Raw genomic sequence first — 21480 nt, forward strand, 5'->3', positions numbered from 1 at the left:
CCCACCCCACCCCCCACCACCCCCCGCCGAAGGCTCCGGCACACAGCGTGACCACGATCGTTACCGTTGGCGAACGCCCATGTGCCTTCCGTCGAGACCCCGGCGCCCCTCAGCCCGCCGCTCGCGGCAGGTCCGGGGCCTGCCAGCCCGCGATGCGCTCCCCAGCAGGCCGGCGAGGGAGAAGAGGCCGGTGCGCAGGGCCACGGCCGGGCGCGAGGTCCAGGCGGAGAGGCGCCCGAGCTGCCAGGAGCGGCGCGCGATGGCGGTGGCGCGCGGGACGCGCATGCCGGAGTACGCCGCCAGCGCGGCGGGAACGTCCGCGCCCGGGGCCGTGAGGTGGGCCAGCACGACCGCGTCCTCGATGGCCTGGCAGCCGCCCTGGCCGAGGTTCGGCGTCATCGCGTGCGCCGCGTCCCCCAGCAGCGCCACGCGCCCCTGATGGAAGACGGGCAGGGGCGTGGCCAGCGCCCGGATGTCGTGCCGCAGCACCGCGCCGGGCGACGTGCCCGCCAGGAGCGCGGGCACCGGGTGGTGCCAGGAGCCGAAGCGGCGCACCTCGGCGTGTTCCCCGTCACGGGGCCTTCCCGCCCGGCGGCGCGACCGCCGTGGCGTAGCAGTAGACCCGGCCGTCGGCCAGCGGCACCGTGCCCCACAGCGCGCCCCGGCCCCAGGTCTCGTGCGGCCGGTAGGGCTCGGACGGCGGGGCGGTCACGAAGCGCCAGCTGGTGACCCCGGCGTAGCGGGGGCCGGGGTGCCCGGGAAAGAGGAGGGGGCGAACGGCCGAGCCGACGCCGTCGGCGGCGACCAGCAGGTCGGCGGTCAGCTCGCCCTCGGGCGTGCTCGCCCGCGCCGGGGCGCCGTCCCGGCTCGACGGCCGTCACGGGCGTTCCCAGGCGCACCGCGCCCTCCTGCAGGGCCCCGGCCAGCAGGCCGACCAGCGTGGCGCGGTGCGCGACGACGACGGGCCCGCCCAGGCGTTCGGCCACGGCCTCGCCGGTCGTCCGCGTCAGCCGGCGGCCCAGAGCCGGCCGTAGCAGTCGCCGAGGAGGTGGGCGGCGAGGTCGCGCACGGTCCAGCCGGGAACGGCCTCCCTGCGCCAGTCGGCGGGCGACAGGCCGCGCAGCGTGGCCATCAGCGCGGCGTGCTCGGGGGCGAAGAGGGGGCGAGCGTCGATCGGGTCGCCGAGCCAGGAGTGGCCGAGCCAGGAGTGGCGGCCCGGGACGTCGGTGGGCTGCGGCGTCATGGGCGCAGCCTGCCGAGACGGGGCGGCGGTCGCCACCGGGTATCCGGGGCGGGGCCCCGCGGCCGGTCCGGACCGGCCGCGGGGGGACCGGGTCCCGGCGGGGCCCCCGTCCCGCTTCCGGGTCAGGCCAGGAGGCCGCCGTCCACCCGCAGGACCGTGCCGGTCACGTAGGAGGCCCGGTCGCTGGCGAGCCAGGCGGCGGCCTCCGCGATCTCCTCTGGGGCGGCCGGGCGGCGCAGCGGGGCGCGCTCCGCGAGGCTGTCGATGACGCCGGGCGACTGCTCCTCCCAGGCGCTGACCATCTCGGTCAGCGTCAGGCCCGGGGCGATGGCGTTGACCCGGATGCCCTCCGGGCCGTACGTGAGGGCGGCCGACTCGGTGAGGCTGTTGACCGCCCGCTTCATCGCGCCGTAGGCGGGCAGTTCTGCGTTGCCGCCCAGGCTGCCGACGGAGGAGTTGTTGACGATGGAGCCCGACCCGGCCGTGGCCCGGATCGCGGCCACCTCGGCGGCCATCGACACCCAGACGCCCTTGAGGTTCACCGCGTAGAGGTGGTCGAACTCGGCCTCCGGCAGCTCGTCCATCGGGCCGGGCCGCTGCACCGTGGCGCCGTTGTTGAACGCCACGTCCAGGCGGCCGTACAGCTCCACGGCGCGGTCCACGGCGGCGCGCACGGCGGCCGGGTCGGCCAGGTCGCACACCGCGTAGGCGGCGGTGCCCCCCGCCGCCCGGATCTCCTCGGTCACGGCCTTCAGCTGGGACTCGGTGCGGGCGGCCAGGAGCACGCGGGCGCCCTCGCGGGCGAAGAGCCGGGCCGCGGCGGCGCCGATGCCGCGGCCGGCGCCGCTGATGAAGGCGACCTTGCCGGCCAGCAGGCCCGGGGCCGGGGTCGGGGTCGCGGGAACGGACGCGTTCGGGGTGGGTGCGTTGTCCATGGCATCGAGCCTGCGCCCTGGCGGCGGGAGCCAGCCAGGCACTGGCGGTACCTGGCTGGGGTGCCCGTTCCCCGGTCACACTGGGGTAGTGGACAGACGAGAACTCGCGGACTTCCTCCGCAGCAGGCGCGAGCGGATCGCCCCCGGCGACGTGGGGCTGCCGGCCGGGCCGCGCCGCCGCACCCCGGGCCTGCGCCGCGAGGAGGTGGCGCAGCTCGCCTTCATCTCCACCGAGTACTACGCGCGGCTGGAGCAGGCCCGCGCGCCGCGCCCCTCGCGCGAGGTGCTGGCCGGGGTGGCGCGGGCCCTGCGCCTGTCGGACGCCGAGCGCGACCACCTCCACCACCTCGCCGGAGCCCCGCCCGGCCCGCCCCCCGGGCCCCCGCGCGAGGTGCGGCAGAGCATCCTCGACCTCCTCGGCAGGCTGCCGCAGGCCGCCGCGATCGTCACCTCCGCGACCCTGGAGGTGCTGGCCTGGAACGACCTCGCGGCGGCGCTGATGGAGGACTTCTCCGCCCTGCCGCCCCGCGACCGCAACCTCGTGCGCCGGGCCTTCCTCGGCCCGCACGCCAGCGGGCGGCGGCTCTACGGGGTCTCGGACGCCGAGGAGTTCGCCCGCGTGGCGGCGCAGCGCCTGCGCGCGGCCTCGGCCCGCTACCCCGACGATCCGGGCGTGACCGGGCTGGTGGACGAACTCCTCGCCGGGAGCGAGGAGTTCAGGCGCCTGTGGGCCTCCCACGACGTGGTCGCGGAGCCCACGCTGCGCAAGACCTTCCGGCACCCGGTGGTCGGGCCGGTCACCGTCAACTGCGACGGCCTTCACATCGCCGACCGCGACCAGCAGGTGGTGATCTACACGGCCACCCCGGGCTCGCCCTCGGACGAGGCGCTGCGGCTGCTCGCGGTCATCGGGACCCAGCGCATGGAGGCGCCGCACTGAGCCGCGCGGCGCGGCGGGCCGCCGGGGCGGTCTGCCGCCCGGCCCCGGGCGTTGCATAGGCTCGCTCACCGGCTCGGGCGGTCCGCGCCGGGCGGGGTCCTCGCCGGGCGGCGCGGCGGACGGAAGGGGCGTGCGATGGGCGGGTTCGAGGCCGGGGAGCGGTACGTGGCGCTGGGCAGCTCGTTCGCCGCCGGGCCCGGCATCCGGCCCCGGCGCGCGGGCAGTCCGCGCCGGGCCGGGCGTTCCGCCGCCAACTACGCGAGCCTGGTGGCGCGTTCGCTGGGTCTGGACCTCACGGACGTCAGCTTCTCCGGGGCCACGGCCGAGGAGGTCCTGAACGGCCCGCGCCGCGGCGGCCCGGCCCAGCTCGCCGCGATCACGCCTCGGACCCGCCTGGTCACCGTCACCTGCGGCGGGAACGACGTCGGCTACGTGCCCCGGCTGACGCTGGCGAGCCTGCCCGGGCCGTTGCGCGCCCTGCCCCCGGTGCGGCGGCGCGTGGAGGAGCTGGGCGAGGGGGCCGATGAGCGGTTCGCCACCCTCGCGGAGACCTTCGACCGCCTGCTGGCGGCCGTGGCCCGCCGCGCCCCCGCCGCGACGGTGCTCCTGGTGGACTACCTGCCGCTGCTGCCGCCCGAGGAGGAGGCCGGGGCCGGGCCGCTCTCGCCCGGGCTGGCGCGCTGGGGCCGGGAGACCGCGCGGCGCCTGGTGGACGAGACGCGGGCGGCGGCCGAACGCGGCGGCTGCGGCTACGTGGCCGCCTCGGCGGCCGGGCGCGCCCATCACGCCTGGTCGGACGAGCCGTGGACCACCCGCTTCCGCCTCGGCCCCGGCTCGCCCGCGCCCTACCACCCCAACGCGGCCGGCATGCGGGCCGTCGCCGGCCTCGTGCTGGACGCCCTTGCGGCCGGATCCCGGGAACCTCAGAGGCCGTAGCGCCGGGCGGACTCCTCCTCCTGCGCCAGCCGGTGCAGCGCCTTGAGCACCGGCTCGAACAGCAGCGCCGCGGCCACCACCGTCTCCGCCTTCGCCGACTCCGAGGGCACCGTCTCCAGAAAGTCCAGGTCCCGGGAGGCGACCTGGCGCATCAGCCGCGCGTAGTGCGCCAAGTGGTCGGCGTCCCACGGGAATTCGAGCCGCACCAGCGTGGCCACCGCGGCGATCAGGGAGCGGTAGGAGGGCGAGAGCGGGCGTAGCTGCCGCGCCGCCGACCAGCCCTCGGCCTCCAGCAGCTTGTCCACCTCCCGCCGGGCCACCGCCACGGCCTCGTCCTCCGGGTCCGGCTCGGGCTCCTGCGCCAGCGCCCACAGTCCGGCCCCCAGGCGGATCGTGCGGCCCAGTGAGTCGTCGTCCATGTGCCGCAGCACCTCGCGGACGGTGGCCACCGGCACCTTGCCGACCTGGATCAACGCCCGGATCAGCCGCAGCCGGCGGACGTGGCCCTCGTCGTAGTCGGAGGTCGTGGTGCCCACGCGGCGGCCCGGGGGCAGCAGGCCCTCGCGCAGATAGTGCTTGATGGACGCGGCGGAGACCCCGCTGCGTTCGCTCAACTCCGCCAGCCGCACGCTCTTGTGTCCCTTCCCGATGAGTGCCACCATCTCATCACCGAAACTTGGATAACGCCATTATCCGACTGGACTGACGAGGGAGGAACCCATGCCCAAGCCGATACGCGGGCGCACGACCGCGGGCGCAGAGGGGGACGTGGTCGTGCTGCTCATCGGGGCGCGCATCAACCACTTCTGGGCCGTGCACCAGTGGCTGCCGGTCATGCGCGCGATGATGCGGATGCTGCGCGAGCTGGACAGGCACCCCGGCCGCGGCCTGCTGGGGCGCGTGCTGCTGACCGCCTCGCCGCGGACGTACTACGTGGTCCAGTACTGGGAGTCCAAGGAGAAGCTGTACGCCTACGCGCGCGACCCCGAGCTCTTCCACCACAGCATGTGGGGCCGCCTCAACCGCCTCGAACGCGCGGGGAAAACCCGCGGGCACGTCGGCCTGTGGCACGAGACGTACATCGCGGCGCCCGGCTCCTACGAGTCGATCTACTTCGACATGCCGCCCTTCGGCCTCGCCGCCGCCACCGAGCCCCTCCCCATCGACCGCCGCGGTCGCACCGGCGCCGACCGCCTCGCCCACGGCGCCCGCACCGCCGCCCGGCAGCCCCCCAAGGCCCACGACCTCCCGCCCCACGACGTCCCCCGCCAGGAGCCCGCGAACGCACCCCAGGGCTGACGCGCACAAGAACGGGGGCGCGCCGCCGTGGGGGCGGCGCGCCCCTGTCGCCGGGCCCGCTTCCAGAAGCCGTACGGGCCGTAGAAGGTTCCCGTGACGTCCCCGCGCTCGCTGATGGCGAGGGCATCCGGGGACGCGTTCTCCGGCGTCGGGAGGATGCGCACCCTCCCCGAGGACCACACGGCGGGCATCTGCGGCTGCGCCGGGCCCCCGCCGGGCCCCCGCCGGGGTGGGTCCTGCCGACGACCTGGCCCCGGTTGTTGAGTGCCTGACGGCCCCCGGCCGGCAGGAACGGGCCCTCGGCCGTGGTGCCCAACTCGGTCAGCTCGCCGTCCCGCCACAGCCACGCGCCCGACGTGCTGTGCAGCAGTACCACTCCTCGGTCGTTGAACGCGGACGCCCCTGTGCGCTCGCGGTCACTTCGCGCCGGGAGCACGGTGCGGAGCAGAGGCAGATGTCTCGTCCGGTCTCCCCGTTCGCCCCCTGCGTTGTGAAGAGAACCTGTCCGCGGTTGTTGAACCCGAGGGGGACCGTGCCCCCCCGCCAGCCGGTGTCGTTCCCCGGCACCGGCAGCAACGTGGCCCGGCCCGAGCGGAACAGGCCCACGCGCGACCGCTCCTGGTCCCGGACCTGACCGCCGTGCTGAACGCCACGTCGCCCTGGTTGTTGAGGTAGTGGCCGGTGACGCGCTCATGGGGGATGCCGAGAATCCGCCGCACCCCGCGCTTCCAGATCGCCGCGGCGGAGCCCGCCCCGGTGCGCAGGGTGCCCAGGACCTGGTTGCGGTCGCTGAGGTCCCGCACCTCGTCGTACCACCCCAGCTCGCCCTTGGAGTCGAGCGGGCGGAGGGGCTCGCCGGGGCGCCACAGGCCGTAGCGCAGGTCCGAGGCGTCGAGGTCACGGGCGAGGCTCACCAGCGCCACGCCCCGGCGGTTCGTGTCCAGGATCTCCGTCTCGTACGGGGATCCCCGCGGATCGTCGAGCTGGGTGCTGATCACCCGGTAGCCGGAAACGGCGGGCCCGGGCGCCGCCCGGGCGGCAGGGGCCGCCAGGGTGCTCATCCCCGGCCAGGCCGCCGCGACACCCACCCCCAGGGACAGTGCGTCTGCCGACTGTGCCGTCGTGTCCCATTGCCACTCCTCGTCTCGATGACGATGCCGGTGGCAGCGTGGCAAGCGAGGGGCGCGCGACGCACCGGCCCGGCGCCAAATGACACAGGACGCGCGCAGGTTGCTCGTACGCCTTGTCTCGGAGGAGATGACGCGGAGCGCCGTTGTGGACTCTCCGCGCGGGCGCGGCGGGCGGCCGGTCAGTCGCGGGGGACCGTGACCGCCGTGTCGAGGTAGAAGGCGTCGATGTCGTGGACGGCGCGGGTGAAGTCGTCCAGGTTGACCGGCTTGGTGACGTACGCGTTCGCGTGGCGCCGGTAGGCGGCCTCGACGTCGTCGGGAGCGGAGGAGGTGGTGAGGACCACCACCGGGATGACCTTCAGCTCGTCCTCCTGCTTGAGGACGGCCAGCAGCTCCCGGCCGTTCATCCGCGGCATGTTGAGGTCGAGCACGATCAGATCGGGGCGCGGCTTGAGCGGGTCCCGCAGGTAGTCGAGGGCGGCCACGCCGTCCTCGACCTGCACCAGGGAACGCTCGCCGCCGCGCTGCCGCAGGGCTTCCTCGATGAGCATGGCGTCCGCCGGGTCGTCCTCGACCAGGAGGATGTCGTAGGGACGCGTGGGGGTCATCATCAGGAGGAGCTCCGGTCGCTCGGGGGGCGGGACGGCGCCGGGGGGACGAGGCCGGGCCAGCGGCGCCTGGCACCCTGACGGGTGATGTTGCAGACCTTGCCCAGGTCGGGGTAGCCCGCGCCGGCCCGCGCCGCGTGCCGGGCCGCCTCGTCGGCCCGGCGCTGCACCGCGCTCTGGAGGTAGACCAGCGCGTGGAGGTAGGCCAGCGCGTCGGTCGACGAGGACTCGTGAGCCGTCTCACCGCCGAACGCGCTCCCGGGGGACGCGCCCTCCGGCGCGTCGTCGTGCAGCGGCGCGAAGGCGTGGTCCGCCAGCCGGCGCGCCAGGGCGTCGACCGCCGCGTCCGCCAGCGCCGCGATCTGCCGTTCGTCGATCCGGAGGGCGAAGTGAGTCCCGGGCATGCCCGTCACCCTAGGGGGTGGCGCCCCCGCCTGACAACTGGCGTTGTCGCCGGACCTGTATGGTGTGGCCCGCACACACGAGGGGTGGCGGCGGCGTGCGCCGGCCGTGCACGTGGTGCCCTCGTCAACGGGCGCCGCGCGCGCGGGTGCGTGGATCCAGGAGGCGTCATGACGGCCGTAACAGCCGCGCGGAAGCGGCAGTTGACCACCAGACGCTGGCTCTCCGCCGGGGCCTGCGCGTGGCTGGCGGCCCTGGCCCTGCTCGTCGCCCTCGGCGGCTGGGCCCAGGCGCGCACGGACGACGCCACGAACGACCTCGTCGCCGTCGGCTCCCCGGCGCTGATCTCCGCGATCCGCCTGGAGCGGGCGCTGATCGACCAGGAGACCGGCATCCGCGGCTACGCCCTCTCCGGCGACCCCGGCTCCCTGGCCCCCTACACCCAGGGGCTCGCCCAGGAGCGCGCCGAATCCGCCCGCCTGGCGGAGCTGATCGCCGGGGACGGCCAGGCCGAGGAGGACCTGCGGCGGGTGCTCGCCGAGGCCGAGACCTGGCGCGAGCGCGTGGCCGAGCCGGTCGCCTCCGCCGACCCGGACGCGCTCGCCGAGGACGGGCGCGCGGAGGGGCGCGCGGAGTTCGACGCGGTGCGGGAGGCCACCGCCGGCCAGCAGGCGCACATCGAGGAGACCCGCACCGAGGCCCGCGAGGAGCTGGACGCTGCCGAGCGGGTGCGCACGGGCGTCTTCGCGGTCGCCGCGGCCCTGGTCGTGGCGCTGATCCTGCTGGCGTTCACCGGTCTGCGGCGCGGCATCACCCTCCCGCTGGAGCGGCTGCGCGACGACGCCCGCACGGTGGCCGACGGCGCCTTCGGCCACCCCATCGAGGGCACGGGACCGGCCGACCTGCGCCAACTGGCCGAGGACGTCGAGCAGATGCGCCGCCGCCTCGCGGACGAGCTGGCGTTCACCCAGGAGGCCCGAGGACGGCTGGACGAGCAGGCCGAGGAGCTGCGGCGCTCCAACGAGGAGCTGGAGCAGTTCGCCTACGTCGCCTCGCACGACCTCCAGGAGCCGCTGCGCAAGGTCGCCAGCTTCTGCCAGCTCCTCCAGCGGCGCTACGGCGGGCAGCTCGACGACCGCGCCGACCAGTACATCGCCTTCGCGGTGGACGGGGCCAACCGCATGCAGACGCTGATCAACGACCTGCTGCAGTACTCGCGCGTCGGCCGCCTCAACGGCCAGGAGACCGTGGTCGACCTCCAGGAGACCCTCACGCGCACCCTGGACGCGCTCAGCGTCACCGTCGAGGAGTCGGGCGCCGAGGTCACCTCCGACCCGCTGCCGCCGGTGCGCGGGGACGCGACGCAGATGGGCATGCTGATGCAGAACCTCATCTCCAACGCCATCAAGTTCCGCGTGCCCGACCGGCCTCCGCGCATCCACGTGTCCGCCCGACGGGACGCCGACACCTGGCACTTCGCCGTCGCCGACAACGGCATCGGCATCGACGCGGAGTACGCCGAGAGGGTCTTCGTCATCTTCCAGCGCCTGCACACCAAGGACCTCTATCCCGGCAACGGCATCGGCCTGGCCATGTGCAAGAAGATCGTCGAATCCCGCGGCGGCACGATCGGCATCGACCCGGCGCACCACCCCGGCACGCGCATCGTCTTCACGCTGCCGGCGGAACCCGACGAGGCCGGGGGCGAGGGCGAGGCGCCGCTCGACGACCCGGCCGGCGCGGGTGCGGCCGAGGGCGGCACGGCCCGCTCCGCGGATGAGGCGGACGACCGGAACGGCGGGAACGAAGGGGCCGAGGCACCCGCGGCCGAGCCGCGGGCGGCCGACCCGCCGCGGGGCGCGGGCGGCGCCGGCTCGGCGTGCCCCGGGCCCCGCGAGACGGACGGCGGCGCGGACAGCGCGCGGAGTAGTGGTCACGGCGCAAAGGGCGGGCGGGCATGAGCGGCGTGGTGCCGGAGGAGAGATCCGCGGCGGGCGTCCTGCCGGGCGGGGCGCCCGCGCTGCGGGTGCTGCTGGTCGAGGACGACGCGGGCGACGCCCTGCTCGTGGAGGAGATGCTGATCGACACCGGCATGGACTACACGCTGCGCTGGCGCCAGTCCCTCGCCGACGCGCTGAGCGAGCTGCGGACCGAGCGGGCCGACTGCGTGCTGCTGGACCTGCGCCTGCCCGACGTCTCCGGCATAGCCGGGGTGACGGCCGTGCTGGAGGCGGCCCCGGAGGCGGCCGTCCTGGTGCTGACCGGCCTGGCCGAGTCCGACTCCGGCGTGGCCGCCGTCGCCGCCGGAGCCCAGGACTACCTGGTCAAGGGCAAGGTCGGCCCCGAGCTTCTGCAGCGCGCCCTGCGCTACGCCGTGCACCGCAAGCAAGCCGAGCGCGCCGCCGCCGAGCTGCGCGCCAACCGCGTCCTGGCCGAGGAGAACGCCCGCCTCGAACGCGGCCTCCTCCCGCGCCCCCTGCTGCACACCCCCGCCGCCCGGGTCCTCACCCGCTACGTACCCGGCCGCGAACGCGCCCTGCTCAGCGGCGACTTCCTGGACGTCGTGCAGACCGAGGACGGCATCGTGCACGCCGTCATCGGGGACGTCAGCGGCCACGGCCCCGACCAGGCCGCGCTCGGGGTCTGCCTGCGCATCACCTGGCGCGCCCTCACCCTGGCCGGCCACGTCGGCGGCCGGCTGCTGACCCTGCTGGAGCAGATCCTGGTCGCCGAGCGCACCGGCTCCGACCTCTTCGCCACCTGCTCGCTGCTCAGCCTGGACCTCGAGGGCGGCACGGCCACGGTCGTCCTGGCGGGCCACCACGGGCCGCTGATCACCGCCGACGGCAAGACCACCGAGGCCGACGCCGCCCACGGGATCGCCCTGGGCATCGCCCCGGGCCTGGGCCACTGGTACCCCACGACCCTGACGCTGCCCCCCAGCGGGGCCCTCACCCTCTACACCGACGGCCTGATCGAGGGCCACGCGGGGGAGGGGGACGAGCGCCTGGGCGCCACGCGCCTGGTGGAGCTGATGGGCCGCATCACCGACCCCGACCCGGACGTGCGCCTCGACCGGCTCCTGGAGTCCGTGCGCGCGCTGGACGGCGGGCGGCACACCGACGACCTCGCCATCCTCCAGCTCCTGTGGGGAACGCCCGCGGAGGGCACCGTCCCCGAGCAGCGGCCCGCCCCCGCGGGCTGAGCCCGCCCCCCTGTCCCGGCGGGACCCGTCGAGCGCCCGGTTTGCCCGGCTCGCGCCGCCGCTGTCGTTTCCCTTGACAGCCCGGGGACGCGCCCCAAGAATGACGCAAACGTTCGCGCAATCGTTTCGCGAAAACGTTTCGCAACGTCCGGAGCGCACGAGGAGGTGTCGGGCGGGTGGCGACGATAGTCGACGTGGCCGACCGGGCCGGGGTGTCCATCTCCACCGTCTCGCACGTGGTCAACGGCACCCGGCGGGTCGCGGAGAAGACCCGGCAGCGGGTGCTGCGGGCCATCGAGGAGACCGGCTACCGGCAGGACACCCTCGCCCGCTCGCTGCGCCGCTCCCGCACCGACTCCGTGGGCCTGGTCGTCTCCGACTCCGGCCAGCCGGCGTTCGCCGAGATGGTCCGCGGCGTGGAGCGCGAGGCGGCGCGGGCCGGCTGCATCCTCCTGCTGGCCAACTCGGGGGAGAGCGCCGTGCAGGAGACGCGGGTGCTGCGGGCCCTGACCGCCCGCCGCGTGGACGGCCTCATCGTCGCCCCCGTGGCCGGCTCCACCGGCGAGGAGATCGACGCCATCCGCCGCGACGGAACGCCCGTGGTCCTGCTGGACCGGATCGGCAGCGGCGCCGGAGGCGACCAGGTCGGGGTGGAGAACGCCGCGCTGATGCGCGAGCTGGTCTCCCACCTGATCGGTCACGGCCACCGCCGCGTCGCCCTGGCCGCGGGCGACGCCCGGGTCTCCACGATCGCCGAGCGCCGCGAGGGCTACGAGCAGGCGCTGTGCGCCCACGGCATCGAGCCCGACCCGGACCTCGTGCTCACCGGCCCCGGCCTGGCCGAGGACACCCGGCGGGCCACCCTCGGCCTGCTCGCCGGGCCCGGCCGCCCCCCGGCCGTGGTGTGCGCGAGCACGGAGACCGCGACCGGCGTCCTGGAGGCGGCCCGCGAGCTGGGCCTGTCCATCCCGGGCGACCTGAAGGTGGCCGTCTTCGACGAGTTCCCGCACGCCGACCTGTTCGAGCCGCGGCTGACCGCCGTGCGGCAGCCGGCCGTCGACCTCGGCGCCGCCGCGATGCGGCTGCTGTGGCGGCGGATCGAGGGGGAGGCCCCCGACCCGCCCGGGGGCGAGGAGATCCGCCTCACCCCGACCATCGTCTACCGCACCTCCTGCGGCTGCGAGCCGTAGCGACCCGAACGCCGCTCCGGGCGGCGACGCGCAGAGGGCGACGGGGGAGGTCCAGTCCCCCGTCGCCCGGGATCAGTGACAGCAATCACCGAAGGGCTCATCCTATGTCCTCCCTCGACCACCTCACCTCGCCGCGGGCGGCCCGCACCGCCCGGGTCTCCAGCTGGGACCAGCGCGGCCGGAACCAGGACTACTGGACCACGCCGGCGCACTCCTCCCGCGTCCTGGCCGACATCGAGGGGCCGGGCCGCATCACCCACATCTGGATGACCCAGTTCTGCCGACGGGCCTTCGGCCCCGGGCTGATCGACCCCCTGGAGGCCGACACCGTCGCGCCGGTGATGGAGATCCACAACGCCCTGGGCGTCAACTGGGAGGAGCCCGACCCCGACTACTACCGCAAGGTCCTTGTACGCATCACCTGGGACGACGAGGAGGAGCCGGCCGTCCTCGTCCCGCTGGGGGACTTCTTCGGCGTCGGGCACTCCATGCCGGCCAGCTACCAGTCCGCGCTGTTCACCGTCTCCGCCAAGCCCGAGGAGTCCCTGATCTTCGGCGGCAGCGCGGCCCTCAACTGCTGGGCGCCGATGCCGTTCGACCGCCGCGCGCGGATCGAGATCGTCAACGAGAACGACCTGCCGCTCCAGCAGTACTTCTACATCGACTACGAGCTCTACCCCGAGGACCTGCCCGAGGACACCCTCTACTTCCACGCCCGCTGGCACCGCAGCAACCCCTGCGGCGGCTGGGCCCCCGACCTCCAGACCAACAGCCCCGAGGTCAACATCGCCGACCTCACCGGCGAGGACAACTACGTCATCCTCGACGTCGAGGGCCGCGGCCACTACGTGGGCTGCAACCTCTCCGTCCACCACCGGCAGGGGAGCTGGTGGGGCGAGGGCAACGACATGATCTGGATCGACGACGACTTCCTGGAGGACGGCACCACGCTCTGGCCGCCGTCCCTGCACGGAACCGGCACCGAGGACTACTTCAACCACGCCTGGGGCATGCAGCGCAACGCCTACCTCTACCACGGCGCGATCGTGCACGAGGGCGACGTCCCCGGCTACGCCGTCAACTACCGCCAGCACGTGGTCGACCCGGTCCGCTTCGAGCGGCGCATCCGCGTCAGCGTCGAGCACGGCCACGGCAACCACCTCGCCGACGACTGGGCCTCCACCGCCTACTGGTACCAGACGCTGCCCTCGCCCAAGGCCGTCCTGCCGCCCGTGGCCGACCGCCTCCCCGTGCGACCCGCCACCCCGCCCCGGCCCGAGCCCGCGCCCCGGCGCGGCGCGGTCGCCGAGGAGATCGCCGAGATGCGCGCCCTGCACGCCGAGCGGTGGCGGCGGTACCAGGAGCGGCTGGCCGAACGCACCCGGCGGCGCGGCGAGCGCTCCCTGGCCGAGTCCGAGGGCAACGTCCGCCACTCCGCCGACGTGCGCCGCCGCTACGACGCCCGCACCGGCCGTTCCGGCCCCTCCGCCGGGGCCTGACCCGCCCCGCGCCCCCGAGTCAGCACCTCACAGAAACGCACGACGACGTGTCGAAGCACTCCAGCGGCCCGCACCGTGATCAACACCGCGACCCGCACTTCCCCGCCGTCCACCTGCGCCCGCCCCGCCACTGGGTCAACGACCCCAACGGGCTGGCCTTCCACGACGGCCACTACCACGTCTACTTCCAGTACAACCCGCACAGCGCCCGCCACGACGCCATGCACTGGGGCCACTTCCGCAGCCGCGACCTGCTGCGCTGGGAGCTGCTGCCCCCGGCCCTGGCCCCCACCCCCGGCGGCGAGGACGCCGAGGGCGTGTGGTCGGGCAACGCCGTCTCCCACGGCGGACGGCTGACCGCGTTCTACTCGGCCAAGCGGCCCGACCGCTGGTACCAGCCGGTGGCCGCCGCCACCTCCGAGGACGGAGGGCGGACGTTCACCAAGCGCCCCGGGCTGCTGATCCCCGAGCCGCCCGAGGGCCTGACCCTCTTCCGCGACCCCTACGTGTGGCGGGAGGAGGACCGCTGGCGGATGCTCGTCGGCGCCGGCCTGGCCGACGGGCGCGGCGCCGCCGTGCACTACGCCTCCGCCGGGCCCGAGGACCTGGAGCACTGGGAGTACCGCGGCGTCTTCCTCGCCCGCGCCCCGCAGAGCCTGCCCGGCGGCGGGGACACCGAGGAGGGCTGGGAGTGCGCCCAGTACGCCCCGGCCGGCGACGGGCGCGGCACCCTGGTGATCTCCGCCTGGGACCCCGAGGAGGGCGCGCGCTGCGCCGTGGCCTGGCCGGGGCGCGAGGAGGGCGGCGCCTTCGCCGCCGGCGAGCCCCAGCGCCTGGACCACGGCCCCGACTTCTACGCCCCCGCCCTGCTGCCCGCGCCGGACGGCCGGACCCTGCTGTGGGCGTGGATCTGGGAGGCCAGGGACGAGGAGCGCGTCGGCGCCCCCAGCGCCTGGACCGACGAGGCCGGCTGGGCCGGGATGCTCAGCCTGCCCCGCGAGCTGAGCCTCGGCGCGGACGGCCGGGTGCGCCAGCGGCCCGCCCGCGAGCTGACGGCCCTGCGCGGCCCGCGCCGGATCTCCGCCGCCGGGCAGGGCCCCGCCGCGCTGGGCCGGATCGCCCCGGCCGCCGACCTGGAGGTCACCCTGAGCGGCGACGCCGGTATGCGGCTGGCCGGTTCGGCGGACGGCCGCGAGTACCTGGAGCTGCGCCGGGACCCGGACAGCGGCGAGGTCGTCGCCGACCGGGACCGCGCCTCGCTCGACCCCCGCGCCAAGGGCGGCGCCTGGCGCCTCCCCGCCGGGGACGGCGACGGAGCGACGGCCCGCCTGCGCATCCTGCTCGACCACTCCGTGGCCGAGATCTTCACCGAGGACGGCCGGGCCCTGACCCTGCGCTGCTACCCCGTCGGCGGCGCGGCCTGGTCCGCGCACGCCACCGGCGGGGCGGCCTGGGCCGTCGACGCCTGGGACCTGGACCCGCCGCCCGTGGCGGACCTGCGCCCCTCCCCGGAGATCCCCGCGCCCCGCGCGGACACCCATCGGCCCCGCCCGGCAACCGGCCGGGCGGGGGAACCGCACTCGGCCGCCGCCCCGGGACGGGCGCCGGCCGCGGGAGAACAGCCATGAGACAACCGCACCCCTCCCCGCCCCCGCGGCGCGCCCCCGCCCGCCGCTCCGTCCTCAAGGCCGGCGTCCTGACCGCCGGCGCCGCCGCCCTCGCCCCCGCCCTCTCCGCCTGCGCCCCCGGCCGGGGCGACGGCCTCGACTTCTGGCAGTGGTACGCCCCCCAGTCCGGCGGCGGCTACGCCGTGGACCTGCAGAACACCTGGTTCGCGGATCTGGCCCGCGGCTGGAGCGAGCAGGGCGGCAGCGAGGTCGGCCTGACCTACATCCCCGTCTCGCAGTACGTCGAGGGCACCCAGATCCAGGCGGCGTTCTCCGCCGGCCAGGCCCCCGACCTGTTCATCATCAGCCCCGGCGACTTCCTGCGGTACTACAACGGCGGGGTCCTGTACGACCTCACCGACGCCCTGGGCTCCCACGCCGGGGACTTCTACGGCTCCGCCCTCGCCAGCCGCGCCGTGGACGGCCGGATCTACGGCCTGCCCATGGAGAACGAGCCGCAGGTCATGTTCTACGGCGTCGACGCCTTCGAGCGGGCCGGGCTCTCCGAGGCCGACCTCCCGGCCACCTGGGACGAGCTGCTGTCCGTGGCCGAACGCCTGCGCGCCGGGCGGCGGTACGGCCTGGTCCTGGAGACCAACCCGACCGTCTACCAGGCGTTCTGCTGGTATCCCTTCCTGTGGCAGGCCGGCGGCGACGTGGTCAGCGGCACCCGCTCCACCATCGGCTCCGAGGCGTCCATCCGCGCCCTGCGGCTGTGGCACGACCTGGTCCGGCACGACCTGGCCCCGCGCACCACGCAGGGCGGCGGGGGCGGCGACCTGGTCGCCAACCTCGCCTCCGGGTACGGCGCGATGCAGCAGATGACGGTGCCCGGCAGCGCGTTCCTCGACCAGGGCGCCCCGGACTTCGCGTACGGCATGTTCCCCCTGCCCGCCGCCGAGCGCGGCGGGAACCGCCTGACCTGCATGGGCGGCTGGGCGATCTGCGTCAACAAGGACAGCCCCCGCGCCCGGGAGGCCGCCGAGTTCGCCGTGTGGGCCGTGGCCGGGCCCGAGAGCCGCGAGCGGATGGTCCAGTGGGCCTTCGACGCCAAGAAGACGCTTCCCGCCCGCCGTTCGGTGATGGAGGCGGCCGTGGAACGAGGGCGGCTGAGCGAGGACCGCGTCATGAGCTTCGCGGCCTTCGACGTCCTGGGCCTGCCGGCCGACGACCCCGGCAGCCCCACCACCCCCCTCGGCGTGGGCGAGCCCCGCTTCCCGCCCGAGGTGGTCCGCGCGGTCATGGACGCCCTCCAGGCCGTGATGCTCGCCGGCACCGACCCCGAGCGGGCCGCCGCGCGCGCCCAGGACCAGATCGCCGCCGCGCTCACCGGCTACGACGGCGCACCGATGGGAGCCCTGAGATGACCGCCACCCACCCGCCCGTCCGCCGCGGCGCGCGGGCCCGCCGCGAGGAGCGCGCCGGCCTGCTGTTCGTCACCCCCGCCACCCTGGGCATCGGCCTGTTCGTGCTGCTGCCGATGGCCCTGGCCGTCTTCTACGGCTTCACGGACGCCGACGGCTTCGGCAACGCCGGCTTCAGCGGCCTGGAGAACTACCGCCGCGCCCTGTCCGACCCGATGTTCTGGACCAGCGTGCGCACCACCGCGCTGTACGTGGCCGTGTTCGTGCCCGGCGTCTACCTGCTCGCGCTGGCCATGGCCCTGCTGGTCAACGGCGACCTGCCCGGGCGGGCGTTCTTCCGCACCGCCTTCTTCGCCCCCTACGCCGTCAGCCTCGTCGTCGTCGGCCTGGTGTGGAAGTACATCCTGGCCGACTCCACCGGCTTCCTCACCCAGGCCCTGGAGTCCCTGGGCTGGGACAACCCGCCCTCCTTCCTCGGCGACCCCGACTGGGCGCTGTGGTGGGTGGCGTTCATCAGCATCTGGTTCTTCGTCGGCTTCTACATGATCATCCTGCTCGGCGGGCTCCAGGACATCCCCGCCGAGGTCGTGGAGGCCGCCCGCATCGACGGCTCCGGGCCCTGGCGCACCCTGTGGAACGTCGTCCTGCCGATGCTGCGCCCCACCAGCTTCTTCGTCCTGGTCCTGGCCTCCATCGCCGGGCTCGCCGGGCTCCAGGCCTTCGACCTCATCTACGTCATGACCCAGGGCGGCCCGGCCAACTCCACCAGCATGGGCGTCTTCTACATCTACCAGCAGGCGTTCACGTTCAACAACGTCGGCTACGCCTCGGCCATGGCGACGCTCTACGCCTTCGCGCTGCTCGCCATGACGGCCGTCGCCTTCCGCATCACCCGAGGAGGCCGCTTTGACCACGCCGACTGACTTCGCCGTCCCCTCGCCCGGCCGCGCCGCACGCCCCGCGCCCCGGCGCGCCGCCCGGCCCTTCCGCCCCGCCGGCCGCCGCCCGGCGGCCGGGCGCGCCCTGCGCCTGCTGGCCGCCTCGGCCCTGGCCGCCGTGCAGCTCTTCCCGCTGCTGTGGATGCTCTCCGGCGCCCTGAAGTCCTCCGAGGACACCGGCGGCACGTCGCTCCTGCCCAGCGACCCGACCCTGAGCAACCTCACCGAGGTCTTCGACGCCATCCCCTACGGCCGCTACCTGTGGAACTCCCTGCTCACCTCGGTGGCCGTCACCGTCCTGCTGGTCTTCTTCGGCTCCATGGCCGCCTACGCCCTGGCCCGGCTGCGCTTCCGGGGCCGGGAGGCCCTGTTCGCCGTCATCTTCTCCACGCTGATGGTCGCGATGCCGGTCATCCTGGTGCCGCTGTTCATGGTCGCCGCGCGGACCAACCTGGTGAACAGCTACGCCGGGCTCATCCTGCCCGTCGCCTTCACCGCCTTCCCCATCTTCCTGATGCGGCAGTTCTACCTCCAGTTCCCGCGCGAGCTGGAGGAGGCCGCCGACCTCGACGGCTGCGGCTACCTGCGGCGCTTCCTCGTCGTGGTGCTGCCGCTGAGCAAGCCGATGCTCGCCGCCCTGGCCGTCACCACCTTCCTGTCCACCTGGAACAGCTTCCTGTGGCCGCTGACCGTCGCCAAGGACTCCGACCTGTGGGTGGTGCAGGTCGGCATGTCGCAGTTCCAGAACCAGTACGGCGGCGACTGGAGCCTCATCATGGCCGCGTCCCTCGTCGCCGCCGTCCCCACCCTCCTCCTCTTCCTGATCCTCCAGCGCCACATCATCACCTCCGTCAAGGCATCCGGCCTCAAGGGCTGAGCACGTGGAAAGGCACCCCCGCACCATGCACACCCCGCCCCCGCCCGCGTCGTTCTCCCTGGACGGCGACCTGCTCGGCCGGGCCGCGCGCCGCCGCCGCGCCCGCTCCGCCCGGGTCGCCAGCTGGGACCACACCGGCCGCAACGAGGACGCGTTCGTCGTCATGCCCGGCGAGACGGCCGTCCTGGCCGACCTGGAGGGACCCGGCGCTCTGACCCACCTGTGGTTCGTCCAGGGCTGCCGGATCGTCCTGGGCCCCGGCCTGTTCGACGCCCGTCAGGCCGGCACCGCGATGGTCGAGTTCAACAACGCCCTGGGCTACAACTGGGAGGTCAACGACCCCGACTACTACCGCACGGTCGTCCTGCGCATGTACTGGGACGACCAGGAGCACCCGGCCGTCGAGGCCCCGCTGGGCGACTTCTTCGGGGTGGGCAACTCCCTGCCCGCCTCCTTCCAGTCGCTGCCCTTCACCGTCTCCGTCAAGGAGGACTCCGAACGCCGCTACGGCGGGCCGGCCGCGTTCAACTGCTTCCTGCCCATGCCGTTCAACCGCCGCGCCCGCGTGGAGGTCGAGAACCAGGGCGAGCACCCCTACATGCAGTACTTCTACATCGACTACGAGCTGTTCGCCGAGGAACTGCCCCAGGACACCCTCTACTTCCACGCCCAGTGGCGGCGCAGCGACCCCTGCCCCGGCTGGGGCCCCGACCTCCAGGTCAACAGCCTGGAGACGCAGGTCCCCAACCTCGACGGGCGCGACAACTACGTGATCCTGGAGACCGAGGGCGCGGGCAACTACATCGGCTGCGTCCACACCGTCAACCACTTCACCGCCACCTGGTGGGGCGAGGGCGACGACATGATCTGGATCGACGAGGACTTCGCCGAGGACGGCTCCACGACCTGGCCGCCGTCCCTCCACGGCACCGGCGGCGAGGACTACTTCAGCCACGGCTGGGGCATGCAGAAGATCAACTACCCCTTCCAGGGCACCATCGTGCACGAGGAGGACGTGCCAGGACTCCAGGTGCACTACCGCTTCCACCTGGCCGACCCAGTCCGCTTCAACGAGCGGATCAAGGTCACCATGGAGCACGGCCACGCCAACCACCTGGCCGACGACTGGTCCACCACCGCCTACTGGTACCAGACCCTGCCCGGCCCGCGTCTCGCGTTGCCCCCGGTGGAACGCCGCCTGCCGCGCCGGGCCGAGGGCCCCTCGATGGCGGACCTGCCCGTGGTGGACCGGTCCGCGCTCGACCCGCTGCGGCGGGAGATGTACGAGCGGCGCGACGCGCGGATGGCCGGGTTCACCGCCCAGCGCGAGGAGTGGTTCCGGCGGCGCGCGGCCGAGTCGCGGGAGCGGGCGGCGCGCAACGCGGAGCTGGCGGCCGAGGTGCGCCGCAAGTTCCTGCGGAGCGTGGGCGGGAGGTAGCGGACCGCCGGGCCGGGGGCGTTCCGGCGGGGCGGTCCACGGTCCCCCGGTGCGCGGTCCGGCCGGGCTCATCCGGCGGGCCGCGCCGGGGCCGGAACGGCCTCGGGCAGCAGGTCCGCCATCAGGCCCGCCGCCCGGACGGCCGCGTCCGCGCAGCAGGTGTTGACCAGCACGTGCACCCGCGCGGCCCGCTCTGCCAGGCGGCGGGCGCGCGCGGCCCAGGGCGCCAGTTCGGCCGGGGAGTAGCGGTGGCGGAAGCGGTCCTCCTTGCTGCCGCTGCCCCAGGCCGGGCTGCGCCCGTGCAGCCGCACGACCGCCAGCTCCCCGCAGGTCGCCTCTGCCACCGGGGGCACGGACGTGGGCATGCCCTGCGCGGTGTCCACCGCGACCAGCGCCATGCCCAGCTCCCGCAGCAGCCCCGTCGTCCGGCCCAGCTCACCGCCCGTCAGCCACCCGGCGTTCCGGAACTCCACGGCCAGCGGCGCCCCTCCGGCCAGCTCCCGGCAGCGCGCCAGCCGTGCAGCGCCGCCCCCGCCCGGCCCGAACCACGGCGGGAACTGGAGCAGCACGGCCCCCAGCTTCCCCGCCTCCCGCAGCGGCCCGACCCCGCCGAGGAACGCCCGCCACACCGCCGCCTCGCCCCCCGGGCCCAGGTCCCGCAGCGCGACCCGCCGCTCCCCGCCCCCGGCGGGCCTCAGCCCCCCGGGCAGCCCCCGGGCCGCGGCGGGGTGACCCGTCATCAGCGCGTGCGCCTTGACGTCGAAGGCGAAGCCGGGCGGGGTCCGCTCCGCCCACTGCCGGCTGCGCTCCGCCCCAGGCAGCGCGTAGTACGTCGTGTCCGCCTCCACCAGCGGGAAGCGCGAGGCGTAGTGCCGCAGCCGCCCCTCCGCCGTCCGCGCCCCGGGCGGGTACCAGCCGCTGCTCACCAGCGAGGGATCGGTCCAGGAACAGGTTCCGACGAGAATCTCACCCATCCGGGCCGGGTGCCCGGCGCGCGGCGCGGCACGCCCGCGCGTTCCCCGCGCAGGCTGGGGGCATGGAGCACTGGTGGGACCGCGAGATCCTCGGGCCGGGAAAGCTGCCGCTGCTGCTGGGGCTCGCGGCGTTCGTCCTGACCTTCCTCGGCGTGCGCTGCGTCACCGGCCTGATCCGGGCCGGGCGCGGCCCGTTCCACGACGTCTCGGCCGGGGGGCACCACCTGCACCACGCGGTGCCCGGCCTCGTGCTGATGGTGGCCGGCGGCTTCGGCGGCATGGCGGCGGCGGGCAGCACCTGGGCGGCGCCCGTGGCGGCCGTGGTCTTCGGGCTCGGGGCGGGGCTGGTGCTCGACGAGTTCGCGCTGATCCTCTACCTGCGGGACGTGTACTGGTCGCCGCAGGGGCGGGCGAGCGTGGAGGCCGTCGTCGTCACCACCGCCCTCGTCGTCATGCTGCTCACCGGCTTCGCGCCGGTGGGCGTGGAGGGCCTGGGCCCGGGGGAGGCCCTGGGGCGGGCCGGGCTGGTGGCCACCGTGCTGCTCAACCACGCGCTCGTCCTGGTCACGCTGCTGAAGGGCAAGCTTCAACTGGCCGTGCCCGCCACGCTGTTCCCGCCCCTGGCGCTCCTCGGCGCGGTCCGCCTGGCGCGGCCGGGCTCGCCGTGGGCCCGGCGCGCGTACCGCGACCGCGCGCGGGCGCGCGCCCGCGCGGAGGAGCGCGCCCACCGCCACGCCGCCCGCTGGGCGGCCACCCGCCACCGCCTCACGACCCTCCTGCGCCGCGCGTCCCGCCGCACCTGAACCCTGCCCGAACCGGGCGCAGCTGCACACGT

21 protein-coding genes and 1 pseudogene are annotated in these 21480 nt (G+C 75.1%); 13 read left to right on the forward strand and 9 right to left on the reverse strand.

Annotated elements, in window-relative coordinates:
• Positions 1-60 precede the first annotated feature (60 nt).
• From RM780_RS27880 to RM780_RS19970, 4 genes and pseudogenes are all read right to left on the reverse strand, one after another.
• Positions 61-555, reverse strand: a complete 495-nt coding sequence (locus RM780_RS27880) for an FAD-dependent monooxygenase (protein ID WP_394813026.1) — start codon at positions 553-555, stop codon at positions 61-63.
• A gap of 16 nt (positions 556-571) precedes the next feature.
• Complete coding sequence (locus tag RM780_RS27885; protein ID WP_394813027.1) at positions 572-712, reverse strand: hypothetical protein; 141 nt, start codon at positions 710-712, stop codon at positions 572-574.
• 309 nt (positions 713-1021) lie between these two features.
• Positions 1022-1243 (reverse strand): annotated as a pseudogene (locus tag RM780_RS19965) (maleylpyruvate isomerase N-terminal domain-containing protein); the annotation flags it as partial.
• Between the two features lie 122 nt (positions 1244-1365).
• Complete coding sequence (locus tag RM780_RS19970) at positions 1366-2178, reverse strand: SDR family NAD(P)-dependent oxidoreductase (RefSeq protein WP_311632177.1); 813 nt, start codon at positions 2176-2178, stop codon at positions 1366-1368.
• 88 nt (positions 2179-2266) lie between these two features.
• On the opposite strand from RM780_RS19970, the gene RM780_RS19975 reads away from it, so the two are divergent.
• Positions 2267-3118: a helix-turn-helix transcriptional regulator gene (locus tag RM780_RS19975; protein WP_311632178.1), complete on the forward strand. Its 852-nt coding sequence runs from the start codon at positions 2267-2269 to the stop codon at positions 3116-3118.
• Positions 3119-3253: 135 nt separating this feature from the next.
• Positions 3254-4054, forward strand: coding sequence for an SGNH/GDSL hydrolase family protein (locus RM780_RS19980; RefSeq protein WP_311632179.1), 801 nt, complete (start codon positions 3254-3256; stop codon positions 4052-4054).
• On the opposite strand, the gene RM780_RS19985 is transcribed toward RM780_RS19980, so the two are convergent.
• On the reverse strand, positions 4042-4683 hold the full coding sequence (locus tag RM780_RS19985) for a MerR family transcriptional regulator (RefSeq protein ID WP_311632215.1): 642 nt from the start codon (positions 4681-4683) through the stop codon (positions 4042-4044). The genes RM780_RS19980 and RM780_RS19985 overlap by 13 nt on opposite strands.
• A gap of 91 nt (positions 4684-4774) precedes the next feature.
• Between RM780_RS19985 and RM780_RS19990 the strand changes: the two genes are divergently transcribed.
• Positions 4775-5353 (forward strand): DUF4188 domain-containing protein, encoded by a 579-nt coding sequence (locus RM780_RS19990; protein ID WP_311632180.1) that lies wholly within the window; start codon positions 4775-4777, stop codon positions 5351-5353.
• Positions 5354-5769: 416 nt separating this feature from the next.
• Here RM780_RS19990 and RM780_RS19995 read toward each other — a convergent pair whose 3' ends face one another.
• From RM780_RS19995 to RM780_RS20005, 3 genes are all read right to left on the reverse strand, one after another.
• The gene (locus RM780_RS19995; RefSeq protein WP_311632181.1) at positions 5770-6414 is read right to left on the reverse strand and encodes a hypothetical protein; all 645 of its coding nucleotides are present in this window, start codon (positions 6412-6414) and stop codon (positions 5770-5772) included.
• Between the two features lie 248 nt (positions 6415-6662).
• Positions 6663-7097 (reverse strand): response regulator, encoded by a 435-nt coding sequence (locus tag RM780_RS20000; RefSeq protein WP_394813029.1) that lies wholly within the window; start codon positions 7095-7097, stop codon positions 6663-6665.
• Entirely contained in the window at positions 7094-7495 is a 402-nt protein-coding gene (locus RM780_RS20005; RefSeq protein ID WP_311632183.1) for a hypothetical protein, read from the reverse strand. The genes RM780_RS20000 and RM780_RS20005 overlap by 4 nt, the downstream gene beginning before the upstream one ends.
• A 168-nt stretch (positions 7496-7663) precedes the next feature.
• Here RM780_RS20005 and RM780_RS20010 point away from each other — a divergent pair, with 168 nt between their 5' ends.
• From RM780_RS20010 to RM780_RS20050, 9 genes are all read left to right on the forward strand, one after another.
• Positions 7664-9454, forward strand: coding sequence for a sensor histidine kinase (locus RM780_RS20010; RefSeq protein ID WP_311632184.1), 1791 nt, complete (start codon positions 7664-7666; stop codon positions 9452-9454).
• Entirely contained in the window at positions 9451-10698 is a 1248-nt protein-coding gene (locus tag RM780_RS20015; RefSeq protein ID WP_311632185.1) for a PP2C family protein-serine/threonine phosphatase, read from the forward strand. Before RM780_RS20010 ends, RM780_RS20015 begins: the two co-directional genes overlap by 4 nt.
• 176 nt (positions 10699-10874) lie before the next feature.
• On the forward strand, positions 10875-11888 hold the full coding sequence (locus RM780_RS20020) for a LacI family DNA-binding transcriptional regulator (protein ID WP_311632186.1): 1014 nt from the start codon (positions 10875-10877) through the stop codon (positions 11886-11888).
• A gap of 104 nt (positions 11889-11992) precedes the next feature.
• Positions 11993-13387 carry a glycoside hydrolase family 172 protein gene (locus tag RM780_RS20025; protein WP_311632187.1) on the forward strand — a complete coding sequence of 465 codons (1395 nt, stop codon included), beginning with the start codon at positions 11993-11995 and terminating at the stop codon, positions 13385-13387.
• Between the two features lie 47 nt (positions 13388-13434).
• Positions 13435-15015, forward strand: coding sequence for a glycoside hydrolase family 32 protein (locus tag RM780_RS20030; protein ID WP_311632188.1), 1581 nt, complete (start codon positions 13435-13437; stop codon positions 15013-15015).
• The gene (locus RM780_RS20035) at positions 15012-16421 is read left to right on the forward strand and encodes an ABC transporter substrate-binding protein (RefSeq protein ID WP_311632189.1); all 1410 of its coding nucleotides are present in this window, start codon (positions 15012-15014) and stop codon (positions 16419-16421) included. Before RM780_RS20030 ends, RM780_RS20035 begins: the two co-directional genes overlap by 4 nt.
• Positions 16418-17341, forward strand: a complete 924-nt coding sequence (locus RM780_RS20040; RefSeq protein WP_311632190.1) for a carbohydrate ABC transporter permease — start codon at positions 16418-16420, stop codon at positions 17339-17341. The genes RM780_RS20035 and RM780_RS20040 overlap by 4 nt, the downstream gene beginning before the upstream one ends.
• The gene (locus tag RM780_RS20045) at positions 17325-18233 is read left to right on the forward strand and encodes a carbohydrate ABC transporter permease (protein ID WP_311632191.1); all 909 of its coding nucleotides are present in this window, start codon (positions 17325-17327) and stop codon (positions 18231-18233) included. The genes RM780_RS20040 and RM780_RS20045 overlap by 17 nt, the downstream gene beginning before the upstream one ends.
• Before the next feature lie 4 nt (positions 18234-18237).
• Positions 18238-19671, forward strand: coding sequence for a glycoside hydrolase family 172 protein (locus RM780_RS20050; RefSeq protein ID WP_311632192.1), 1434 nt, complete (start codon positions 18238-18240; stop codon positions 19669-19671).
• A gap of 68 nt (positions 19672-19739) precedes the next feature.
• Here the strand turns inward: RM780_RS20050 and RM780_RS20055 are convergent, their stop codons facing one another.
• A complete protein-coding gene (locus tag RM780_RS20055; RefSeq protein WP_311632193.1) occupies positions 19740-20645 on the reverse strand; it encodes a DUF72 domain-containing protein in 906 nt (301 codons plus the stop codon).
• A 62-nt stretch (positions 20646-20707) separates the two neighbouring features.
• Here RM780_RS20055 and RM780_RS20060 point away from each other — a divergent pair, with 62 nt between their 5' ends.
• On the forward strand, positions 20708-21448 hold the full coding sequence (locus RM780_RS20060; protein WP_311632194.1) for a hypothetical protein: 741 nt from the start codon (positions 20708-20710) through the stop codon (positions 21446-21448).
• Positions 21449-21480 lie beyond the last annotated feature (32 nt).

It is taken from the genome of Streptomyces boetiae (genome assembly GCF_031845405.1).
GTDB classification, from domain to species: domain Bacteria; phylum Actinomycetota; class Actinomycetes; order Streptomycetales; family Streptomycetaceae; genus Streptomyces; species Streptomyces boetiae.

What these genes read in the sequence shown, in the direction of transcription:
- RM780_RS19970 (WP_311632177.1), bottom strand. Translation starts at nt 2,178, where the DNA reads ATGGACAACGCACCCACCCCGAACGCGTCCGTTCCCGCGACCCCGACC.
- RM780_RS19980 (WP_311632179.1), top strand. Translation starts at nt 3,254, where the DNA reads ATGGGCGGGTTCGAGGCCGGGGAGCGGTACGTGGCGCTGGGCAGCTCG.
- RM780_RS19990 (WP_311632180.1), top strand. Translation starts at nt 4,775, where the DNA reads ATGCCCAAGCCGATACGCGGGCGCACGACCGCGGGCGCAGAGGGGGAC.
- RM780_RS19995 (WP_311632181.1), bottom strand. Translation starts at nt 6,414, where the DNA reads ATGAGCACCCTGGCGGCCCCTGCCGCCCGGGCGGCGCCCGGGCCCGCC.
- RM780_RS20005 (WP_311632183.1), bottom strand. Translation starts at nt 7,495, where the DNA reads ATGCCCGGGACTCACTTCGCCCTCCGGATCGACGAACGGCAGATCGCG.
- RM780_RS20010 (WP_311632184.1), top strand. Translation starts at nt 7,664, where the DNA reads ATGACGGCCGTAACAGCCGCGCGGAAGCGGCAGTTGACCACCAGACGC.
- RM780_RS20015 (WP_311632185.1), top strand. Translation starts at nt 9,451, where the DNA reads ATGAGCGGCGTGGTGCCGGAGGAGAGATCCGCGGCGGGCGTCCTGCCG.
- RM780_RS20025 (WP_311632187.1), top strand. Translation starts at nt 11,993, where the DNA reads ATGTCCTCCCTCGACCACCTCACCTCGCCGCGGGCGGCCCGCACCGCC.
- RM780_RS20035 (WP_311632189.1), top strand. Translation starts at nt 15,012, where the DNA reads ATGAGACAACCGCACCCCTCCCCGCCCCCGCGGCGCGCCCCCGCCCGC.
- RM780_RS20040 (WP_311632190.1), top strand. Translation starts at nt 16,418, where the DNA reads ATGACCGCCACCCACCCGCCCGTCCGCCGCGGCGCGCGGGCCCGCCGC.
- RM780_RS20055 (WP_311632193.1), bottom strand. Translation starts at nt 20,645, where the DNA reads ATGGGTGAGATTCTCGTCGGAACCTGTTCCTGGACCGATCCCTCGCTG.
- RM780_RS20060 (WP_311632194.1), top strand. Translation starts at nt 20,708, where the DNA reads ATGGAGCACTGGTGGGACCGCGAGATCCTCGGGCCGGGAAAGCTGCCG.